The organism is Leyella stercorea (genome assembly GCF_019052365.1).
In the GTDB taxonomy this organism is placed as follows: Bacteria; Bacteroidota; Bacteroidia; order Bacteroidales; family Bacteroidaceae; genus Prevotella.
Window position 1 is genome coordinate 1 of record NZ_JAHQUY010000094.1, and the last position, 7,883, is coordinate 7,883.

The window sequence follows — 7,883 nt, forward strand, 5'->3', positions numbered from 1 at the left end:
ACGGATTGAACGGATTCCTTCTGCTTGGGAGATTTAACAGCGGATTAAACGGATTTTGGAGGGTGCGTTAAATTAACAACGGATTGAACGGATTCCTTCTACTTGGGAGATTTAACAGCGGATTAAACGGATTGAACGGATTCCTTCTGCTTGGGAGATTTAACAGCGGATTAAACGGATTAAACGGATTCCTTCTGCTTGGGAGATTTAACAGCGGATTAAGCGGATGTTATTAACCGTAGCGGAGGTCTCCGGCCTCCGCAGCACCAAGTCAGACTGTAATGATTAGTACAGCAGATTGCTGCGGAGGCCGGAGACCTCCGCTACGGATGGCTGCGCACCCAAATCCGTTTAATCCGTTATTCTGCACACCCATCGAATCCGTTAAATCCGTTAAATCCGTTGTTTAAAAAAGTATCAGCAGTAAATCCGTTTAATCCGATTATTTACGCATCCATCGAATCCGTTTAATCCGTTCAATCCGTTGTTAATTTAACGCACCCTCCAAAATCCGTTTAATCCGTTAAATCCGTTTTAATTTAACGCACCCTCCAAAATCCGTTTAATCCGTTTAATCCGTTGTTAATTTTGCGCACCCATCGAATTCGTTTAATCCGTTGTTAAAATAACGCTCAAAGCAGATATTGGCTGCCTTCAAGGGGGTGCACTTGTCTCCGCTCGGCTTTGCCGCTTGCCAGAGCAAGAAGTGCACCTACCAAGCAAGCAATGCACTGACCAAGCAAATGAATGCCATCTGCTTTGTTGGTGCAGCTGAGACAGCTGCACCCCCTGGAGGTTAGTTGCGGTTTCGGTGGCTGCCTTCAAGGGGGTGCACTTGTCTCAAGTGCACCAACCAAGCAAGCAATGCACCAACCAAGCAAGCAGTGCACCAACCAAGCAAACCAATGCCATCTGCTTTGTTGGTGCAGCTGAGACAGCTGCACCCCCTGGAAGTTAGTAGCCCCCACCCTCTTACGAACAAAAAAAAGGCTGAAAGCCCCGTATCGCCCCACACAAAGTGGTGCAATACAGAGCTTTCAACCCATATAAAACGGTCGTCTCGTATAAAGCGGTTATCGCTTTTTCAAAACAAACCCTATCACTTGTTTTCTATCCTGCCACTATCGCTTCTGCTTCATTATCGCGTCAATCTCCACAAACTCCTTGCCCATATTCAGGTTGAGGTAGATAGTGTAGAGCGGCATAGCCCACAGGTCGGAGCGTGCGTGCGCGAGCTGGCGATAAGGCTGCATATACTTAAGCGATTTGCGGTAGAGCGCAAGCATCTCTGCGCGCTCGGCACGAGTATGCTTCGGCGCATTGTCTATCTTCACCGCCTGATTGAAATAAGCCAGACCGGCGTTGAGATAAGCGTTGGCAGCGGCGGCGTCGGCAGCTATGACCGAGTCGCACACCTGCACGCACTCGTCGTAGCGCTTCATGGTAAGCAGCACGGCGCTCTTAGCCTCCATAGCCACCGTGCTCTTGGCGTTCTTGGCGAGCGAACGGTTGCAGACGTCGAGCGCCTGGGCGGTGTCGCCTCGCTGGAAGCGGTAGTCGAACAGATGGGGGAAGAAGTAGCCCGACGCAGGGTCGTGGGAGAAACCTTTCTCCAACGTAGCCAGGTAGCCGACCGAGTCGGCAAGTGCGCGGTAGGTCTCAGCCTCGTACTCGAGCGTGAGCGGCAGACGCACTGTGTCGGTCTCAGCCAGCTGCTTGTAGCGCAGAGTGGCTGCGGCGTCGTTGGCACGGTAGCCGCTGTAGAGGGCGTAGAACGCCGCCGAGGGCAGGCGCTTGTCGCGAGAGGCGTACTGCTGAGTCTCGAAGAGCGGCTGCGAGGCGCAGTCGATGTACGCCGCGAAGAGCTTGAACGCGCGCGGATAGTCCTGCTTGTTGAGGAAGTAGGAACCGCCGGTATAGAGGTTCTTGCGATAGGCGTCGAGATAGTCGGCGTGCTTGCGTCGATACTTCAGCTTTATGCGCCCATCCTTATCGGGCATGGCGTCAACAGAATCGAGCGCTTCGAGCACACCGAACATACGGTAGGCGGCATCGAAGAGTTTTGCGGTGTCGGTAGACTGCTTGAGATACATCTTCTCGTTGACGTCCTCGTACTGCTTCTTCACAGCGTCGAACAGCACAAGCCATATCTTCTCGTTCTGCCGGTGGGCAGAGTCGGCAAGCAACTTGCGCATCGAGGCTTCTGCCTCAACCGCATTGCCCGCCTTGATAGCAGATTTGGCTTGCGAGATTTCCTTCTTCTGCGCAAAGGCAGGAGCGAGGGCGATGAACGCAAACAGCGACACCAGGAATAGTTTTCTGAACATTTTATCCCGATTACAATCCACGGCATGCCCCACCTTATTATATATATATAGGCAGGACATGCCGCATGAGTTAATTAATAAAAATAGAAGCTAACGGCAGATTACTTGCCACCGTTCAGACGCTCCAAGTTGTAGTTGGTGTTGTCGAGCATGTACGACCAGCTTGCACGCTGCTGGTTGGGGTCGATGTCGCGTGCCTTCTCGAAGCACTCCTTAGCCTTCTCGAACAGACCCTTCATCGCTGCAACGTCCTGCTGCGCAGCAGCCTTGTTGTTGTAGCAGAAGCCGAGGAAGGTGAGAGCCAGAGCGTCGTCCTTAGCTGCGGTAGCCTTCTGCAGAGTAGCGATAGCCTCGTCCCACTTGCTTGCGTTCATGAGAGCCTGACCCTTCACGAGGTTAGCCATGAAGTCGTTGGGGTTGGCAGCGAGACGCTCAGCGAGGATAGCATCCTGCTTGTCCTGCATGCCGAGAGCGCCGTAGAGCGGAGCGAGCACAGAGAAGATGTTCTCGTTAGCCTTGTCCTTGAGGTAGAGAGCCTCTACGTCCTTGAGGCAGCGCAGAGAGTCTTCCTTGGTCTTCATAGCCTGCTGCATGAAAGCCACCTTAACGCCGAGAGCCTCCTTGTAAGAAGCAGTGTCGTTGAGGGCAACGTCACAATACTGGTTAGCCTTGTCCATATCCTTCATCTGGTAAGCCAGACGAGCTGCGATGAGGGCTACGCTGCCGAGATACTCGTCGCGTGCGCCCTTGTCAACGTCGGCGAAGAGCGGAGCTGTGTAGCTGTCTACATAAGCTGCGAAATACTTGTAAGCTACGGTCTGGTCGTCGCCCTGCAAGCCGTCCTGACCAGCGATAACGAACTGGATGCGGTTAGGCCAGATGCGGTTAGCGTTCTTCTTGCGGAACTTAGGAGCCACCTTGCCCTTAGCGTTGGGGAGCTGGTCGTACTTGTCGCACTCGAGAGCGTTGTTAAGACCGTTGAGAAGAGCGTCGTACATGCCCTGCTTGTCGTAGGTCTTGTTGCTCTTCTGACCCATCTGCTCGAGAGTCTGAGCCTCTACAGCTACGGCGTTCTCCTTGTTGAACTTGTCGAAAGAGAGGTCGACGAGCTTGTTGTAGCCCTTAGCCTTGTCTTCGTCGTTGAGCGAAGAGAGGCAAGAGTTGAGACCGCTCTGTGCCTCAGCATAATCCTTTGCCTTAAGAACAGACTTGATGTCCTGAGCAAATGCAGATGTGGCAGTTACTGCCAGCAATGCTGCTACGAATAATTTTTTCATAACTTTGTTTGGTTTAATTGTTATTCTGTTTCTGTTGTTTGAGTCTCGGTCTGCGGAGCCTCTGTTGCCTGAACATCGGTAGCAGGGGTTGCGTTTTCGTCGTCCTTGTCGCCGCTCACTTCAGCCTCCTTCTCAGTGCTCATCACCTTGCATACGCTTGCGATGACGTCGTTCTTCTTAGAGAGATTGATGAGGCGCACGCCCTGTGTGGCGCGACCCATTACGCGACACTCCGAAACGGCAAGGCGGATAGCGATACCGCTCTTGTTGATGATCATGAGGTCGTTGTCGTCGGTGACGTTCTTGATAGCCACGAGGCGACCGGTCTTCTCGGTGATAGAGAATGTCTTCACGCCCTTGCCGCCACGGTTGGTCTTGCGGTAGTCTTCTACCTGCGAGCGCTTGCCGTAGCCGTTCTCAGACACAACCATCACGGTCTCGGTCTCGGCGTTGTTCACGACAATCATGCCCACAACCTGGTCGTCGCCGTCGTCGAGCTTCATGCCGCGCACACCGGTAGACACACGACCCATGGTGCGGATAGAGTCTTCGTCGAAGCGTACGGCGCGTCCGTTGCGGTTGGCGAGGATAATCTCGTTCTTGCCGTTGGTGAGGCGCACGTCTACCACCTCGTCGCCCTCAACGATGTTGATGGCGTTGACACCGTTGGTGCGCGGACGCGAGTAAGCCTCGAGGCTTGTCTTCTTGACGGTACCGTTCTTCGTAGCGAACACTACGTAGTGCGACTTCACGAACTCCTCGTCGTTCAAGCCGCGCAGACGCAGCAATGCGTTGACAGAGTCGTCGGGCTCGATGTTGAGCATGTTCTGGATGGCGCGACCCTTGAAGTTCTTGTCGCCCTCGGGTATCTCGTAGCACTTGAGCCAGTAGCAGCGGCCCTTGCGTGTGAAGAACAGCATGGTCTGGTGCATCGTAGCCGGGTAGATATACTCGGTGAAGTCCTGCTCGCGTGTGCGTGCTCCCTTCGAACCTACGCCGCCGCGCGACTGCTCGCGGAACTCGCTGAGCGGTGTGCGCTTGATGTAACCCATGTGCGACACGGTGATGACAACCGGGTCGTTCGGGTAGAAGTCTTCGGCGTTGAACTCGTGCTCGTACGGCTTTATCTCCGTGCGGCGCTCGTCGCCATACTTCTCCTTCACCTCCTGCAGGTCGTCCTTCATCACCTTCTTGCAAAGCTCAGGGTCGCTGAGAATCTGCTCGAAGTAGGCAATCTGACGCTCCAGCTCCTCGAACTCGGCGTGCAACTGGTCGATGCGCAGGCCGGTGAGCTGAGAGAGGCGCATGTCGACGATGGCTTTCGACTGCAGCTCGTCGAGGTCGAAGCGCTTCTCGAGGTTGCGCTGAGCGTCGGACGGAGTCTTAGAAGCACGGATGATGCGTACTACCTCGTCGATGTTGTCGCAGGCGATAATCAAGCCTTCGAGGATATGGGCACGCTCCTGAGCCTTCTTGAGGTCGTACTTTGTGCGGCGTATGGTGACGTCGTGACGGTGCTCTACGAAATACTTAACGCACTCCTTAAGCGTGAGCAGACGCGGGCGACCATTGACAAGCGCAATGCTGTTGACAGAGAATGACGACTGCATGGCTGTCATCTTGTAGAGCTTGTTGAGGATGACGTTGGCGTTGGCGTCGCGCTTCACGTCGACAACGATACGCATTCCCTGGCGGCCCGATTCGTCGTTGACGTTAGAGATGCCGGTTATCTTGCCCTCCTTAACGAGGTCGGCGATGCCGGCAACGAGGTCGGCCTTGTTGACACCGTAAGGAATCTCGGTAACAACAATCTTGTCGTGGGTATCGCCGCTCTCGATCTCAGACTTTGCACGCATGACGATGCGTCCGCGGCCCGTCTCGTAAGCCTGGCGCACGCCCTGCAAGCCATATATGTACGCACCCGTAGGGAAGTCGGGCGCCTGGATGTACTGCATGAGGCCGTCGGTGTCGATATCGGGGTTGTCGATGTATGCGCAGCAGCCGTCGATAACCTCGCAGAGGTTGTGGGTAGGCATGTTGGTAGCCATACCAACGGCGATACCGTTGCCACCGTTCACAAGAAGGTTAGGTATCTTTGTAGGCATAACCGACGGCTCGGTGAGCGTATCGTCGAAGTTGGGGTCCATGTCTACGGTGTCCTTCTCCAAGTCGTCCATGATGTGCTCGCCCATCTTCGAGAGGCGGCACTCGGTGTATCGCATGGCAGCAGGAGAGTCGCCGTCAACCGAACCGAAGTTACCCTGTCCGTCCACAAGCATGTAGCGCATGTTCCAGCTCTGTCCCATACGCACCAAAGCGCCGTAGACAGAAGAGTCGCCGTGCGGGTGGTACTTACCGAGCACCTCACCAACGACGCGCGCACACTTCTTGTAAGGATTGCTGCTTGTGTTGCCGATGCCGAGCATACCGTAGAGGATGCGGCGGTGAACCGGCTTGAATCCGTCGCGAACATCAGGGAGGGCACGAGCCACAATCACCGACATACTATAGTCGATGTACGACTTCTTCATCTCCTCCTCAATGTTGATTTTCTGGACTCTGTCCAGATCAATTGTTTGATTTTCGTCCATTGATTATTATAAAATGTATTTTTATTGCGTTTATGCGGGCGCTTCCTACAACGGAGAATCGCCTCAAATGCCCTTTATTTTCGCTGTAAGCGATTTTAGGGCCGTCTTCAAGGGTGTAAAATTACAAAAAATATTTGGATTAGCAGCGCTTAGAGGGCTTAAAAAACGCGTTTTAAGAGATTTTATACACAACACCCTCACTATCTCACCACCTCACCATCTCACCACAACAACATCATTTCTCACCATCTCACCACCACAACACCTCACCACCTTTGTTACAATTCGGTTAAAACCGCATTTAAATGTTGTGTGTTCGGATTATTAGGTATAACTTTGCACCCGAACAAATAAAATAACACATGTTTCATCTTTCAGAATTTATGTTTTTGGGCGGCTTCATAGTCTTTATAGCCGCCATTCTCGTGCTCGACATGCTCGTGATAGACAAGAAAGCACACGAGGTGTCGATACGTGAGGCAGGCACATGGACTGCCGTTTGGATAACACTCGCACTCGCCTTCTCGGCTTTTCTTTGGTTCAAGGGCGACATGGTGCACGGCATAAGCAGCTTTGCCGACCTTAAAGCCGTGGCGTCGGCGTACGCTCCGCACCTGAAGCTCGACCCATCGGACTTTGAGGCGAGTCTGCAGCAGTATCGCCATTATATGACGGTGAGCTATATCTCGGGATACCTTATAGAAAAGACGCTGTCGGTAGACAACCTGTTCGTGATGATGATGATATTCACGGCGTTCGGCGTGGGCAAGAACGAGTATCAACACGTGCTCAACTGGGGCATCCTCGGCGCAATAGTGCTGCGCTTCGTGTTCATCTTCCTCGGCGCAGCCATAATCAGTCGCTTCGACTGGGTGCTGCTGGTGTTCGGTGGCGTACTTATATATAGTGGTGTGAAGATGTACCTCGACCGCAACAAGAAGGAGGAGATGGACGTGCAGAAGAATCCTATCGTGCGACTGCTCGCGAAGACCGGACGCATACACACACAGTTTGAGGGCGACCGCTTCTTCATACGCAAGGCAGGCCGTCTGCTCTTCACCCCGCTCTTCGTGACGGTGCTCGTGATAGAGTTCAGCGACTTGATATTCGCGTTCGACAGCATTCCGGCTGTGTTCTCGGTGTCGCTCGACCCGTATGTGGTGTTCTTCTCTAACATCTTCGCCATCCTCGGCTTGCGTGCTATGTTCTTCCTCCTGGCAGCCATCGCCGACCGCTTCCGCTATCTGAAGACCGGCGTATGCGTACTGCTGCTCTTCATCGGTGTGAAGATGCTCATTCACGAGTGGGTGGAGATTGACGCCGTGGCTTCGCTCTGCATCATCCTCGCTGTGCTCGTAGTGAGCATAGGCGCATCGCTGCTGCCGCAGCGCAAGAAGGCGTAAGAAAAAAAAGATACTATCAATGTATAGCATGTCAAAACCCAATTAATGCGGGCTGTGCCATGCTGGTAGATGGCTGGTAGATGACTGGTAGATAAAACTGCCATCTACCAGCCTTTAACATATTAGCCTACAACGCGTTGCAAGCCTGCTGGAAGATATGGTACATTTTTGTATAAATTGATTTTTACATATACTCATACGATTTATATCGCTTTCTATTCAATAGTTTTTAACACTACTGTCCCGTTAAAGTGGACTAATCGCTCTTTGAATTAATTGAAATAC

4 protein-coding genes are annotated in these 7,883 nt (G+C 53.0%); 1 reads left to right on the forward strand and 3 read right to left on the reverse strand.

The window, feature by feature from the left end:
• Positions 1-1,121 precede the first annotated feature (1,121 nt).
• The 3 genes from KTQ90_RS11995 to gyrA all read right to left on the reverse strand — a co-directional run bounded on the left by KTQ90_RS11995 (position 1,122) and on the right by gyrA (position 6,195).
• A complete protein-coding gene (locus KTQ90_RS11995) occupies positions 1,122-2,327 on the reverse strand; it encodes a hypothetical protein (protein WP_217318628.1) in 1,206 nt (401 codons plus the stop codon).
• A gap of 101 nt (positions 2,328-2,428) precedes the next feature.
• Positions 2,429-3,604 carry a tetratricopeptide repeat protein gene (locus KTQ90_RS12000; RefSeq protein ID WP_217318629.1) on the reverse strand — a complete coding sequence of 392 codons (1,176 nt, stop codon included), beginning with the start codon at positions 3,602-3,604 and terminating at the stop codon, positions 2,429-2,431.
• A gap of 20 nt (positions 3,605-3,624) precedes the next feature.
• Positions 3,625-6,195: a DNA gyrase subunit A gene (gyrA, locus tag KTQ90_RS12005; protein ID WP_217318630.1), complete on the reverse strand. Its 2,571-nt coding sequence runs from the start codon at positions 6,193-6,195 to the stop codon at positions 3,625-3,627.
• Between the two features lie 362 nt (positions 6,196-6,557).
• Here gyrA and KTQ90_RS12010 point away from each other — a divergent pair, with 362 nt between their 5' ends.
• A complete protein-coding gene (locus tag KTQ90_RS12010) occupies positions 6,558-7,598 on the forward strand; it encodes a TerC/Alx family metal homeostasis membrane protein (protein ID WP_022157821.1) in 1,041 nt (346 codons plus the stop codon).
• The last annotated feature ends 285 nt before the right edge of the window (positions 7,599-7,883 follow it).